The 1,924-nt window shown below is 65.3% G+C and carries 2 protein-coding genes and 1 pseudogene; 2 read left to right on the top strand and 1 reads right to left on the bottom strand.

The window, feature by feature from the left end; translation table 11 throughout:
- Positions 1–480: pseudogene (locus EN750_RS32085) on the top strand (CmlA/FloR family chloramphenicol efflux MFS transporter); the annotation flags it as partial.
- A 49-nt stretch (positions 481–529) separates the two neighbouring features.
- Here the strand turns inward: EN750_RS32085 and EN750_RS32090 are convergent.
- On the bottom strand, positions 530–1,423 hold the full coding sequence (locus EN750_RS32090; protein WP_127399089.1) for a LysR family transcriptional regulator: 894 nt from the start codon (positions 1,421–1,423) through the stop codon (positions 530–532).
- A 128-nt stretch (positions 1,424–1,551) separates the two neighbouring features.
- Between EN750_RS32090 and EN750_RS32095 the strand changes: the two genes are divergently transcribed.
- On the top strand, positions 1,552–1,924 hold a 373-nt coding region (locus EN750_RS32095; RefSeq protein ID WP_127399090.1), incomplete at its 3' end, for an MFS transporter.

Raw genomic sequence — 1,924 nt, forward strand, 5'->3', positions numbered from 1 at the left:
ATCATGGACCGCGCCGGCTTTTCACAGCTCGGTTTCAGCCTGGCCTTCGCCACCGCGGCGCTGGTGATGATCGTGACCACCCGCTTCGCCAAAAAGTTCATTGCACGTCGGGGCATTGCGGGCAGTGCTATCAGAGGCATGGCGATGTTGCTGCTCGGCGCGGCTCTGCTGGCGGCCGGGCAGCTGTTCGCGGCGCCGTCCTTCGCGACATTCGTCTTACCGATGTGGGTCGTTGCCGCGGGTATCGTCTTCACTGTCTCAGTCACCGCGAACGGTGCACTCGAGGCGTTCGGCGATGTCGCGGGAACCGCCGTCGCGCTCTACTTCTGCATCCAGAGCCTTGTCGTCGGCATCCTCGGCACGCTGTTCGTCATCCTGCTTGATGGAGACACGGCGTGGCCGCTGGTGGGCTACTGTTCGGTCATGGCGACGCTCACACTAGGCGCACTGAGGCATTTGCAGAAACGCCAAACCGAATAGACGGGACAGATGAGAAGCCTCGGCCGTTGGCGCAGGCTTCTCATCGTTGTCAGCGAGACGCCGCGCAGACTTCCCGCACGCGGTCGCGCAACCAGCGTTGCGCCGGATCGGCATCGAGGCGCGGATGCCACAGCATCGAGATGGTGACCTCCGCGGTGGCAACCGGCAGGGGAAAACTGTGCATGCCTGCGCGTGCGCCCTCGGTGTGCCGCTCCGGAACGCTTGCGATCAGGTCGGACGTGCGCGCCATGGCAAGGGCTGCCGAGAAACCGGAAACCATGCACACGACTGTCCGCTGCAGCCCGAGCCGGTTCAGGGCCTCGTCGATCGGCCCTTTCTCGCGGCCACGCCGTGAAACGCTGATGTGCCGGCCTGCCGCATAGCGCTCTGGCGTCACCGTGCCCTCGCTCAACGGATGGCCCATTCGCACGGCGCCGATGAAGCGGTCGCGAAGCAATGCCTGGATGCGCACCTCCGGTCCGGTCTCGCCAGCGACGCCTATGTCCAGGTCGATCGCCGCGTCGCGCAGCGACATGACGTCTCTATCGGACTTCGGCGCAAAGCGCAGCCGCACGCCGGGCGCATCGGCCTGGATACGGGCGACGAGACGCGGCGCGAATTCTTCGACGAAGCTCTCATTGGTGCGCAGCGTGAACACCCTGTCCAGGCTCGGGAGATCGAGCAAGGTGGCAGGGCGCAGCAGCGCCTCCGCATCCTGGACGACACGACCAGCCTGTTGTCGCAGTTCTTCCGCACGCGGCGTCGCCACCAGGCCGCGACCGGCGCGAACCAGCAGCGGATCACCCGTAGTCTCGCGCAACCGCGCCAGCGTCCGGCTCATCGCCGAGGGGCTGAGGCGCAGGCGGGTGGCGGCACGCGCCACGCTGCCTTCGGCCAGCAGGACGTCGAGAGCGAACAGTAAGTTGAGATCGGGTGACGTCATCGGCAGATCATGGCATGATATGGCGCCAAACGCACGAATAAGATGCAAATGCTGCGCCTTCCGCCACATTGGCCAAGGAACTAGATCTCCAGCAGTTCCGGTTGTGGGACTGATGGAAGGAGATCGCCGTGGCAATCGCTGAGCAAAATCGGGACGGGCTGACATCGGCGTCACCACGGATGCAATCCGCCGGCTGGGCGTTGGCAAGCCTGTCGCTCGCCACGCTGCTGTCGTCGCTGGGAACCAGCATTGCCAGCGTCGGGCTGCCGTCGCTGATGCAGAATTTCGGCGCGACGTTCCAGTCCGTGCAATGGGTTGTTCTGGCCTATCTGCTCGCCATCACCACACTGATCGTCAGCGCCGGCCGGCTGGCCGACATGTTTGGACGCCGGCCGTTGCTGCTTGGCGGCATCGCGCTGTTCACATCGGCATCAGTGCTCTGCGGCCTGGCGCCGACGCTGTGGCTGCTGATCGCCGCACGCGCCGTGCAGGGACTTGGCG

The organism is Mesorhizobium sp. M7A.F.Ca.ET.027.03.2.1 (assembly GCF_003999175.1).
In the GTDB taxonomy this organism is placed as follows: domain Bacteria; phylum Pseudomonadota; class Alphaproteobacteria; order Rhizobiales; family Rhizobiaceae; genus Mesorhizobium.

What these genes read in the sequence shown, in the direction of transcription:
- EN750_RS32090 (WP_127399089.1), bottom strand. Translation starts at nt 1,423, where the DNA reads ATGACGTCACCCGATCTCAACTTACTGTTCGCTCTCGACGTCCTGCTG.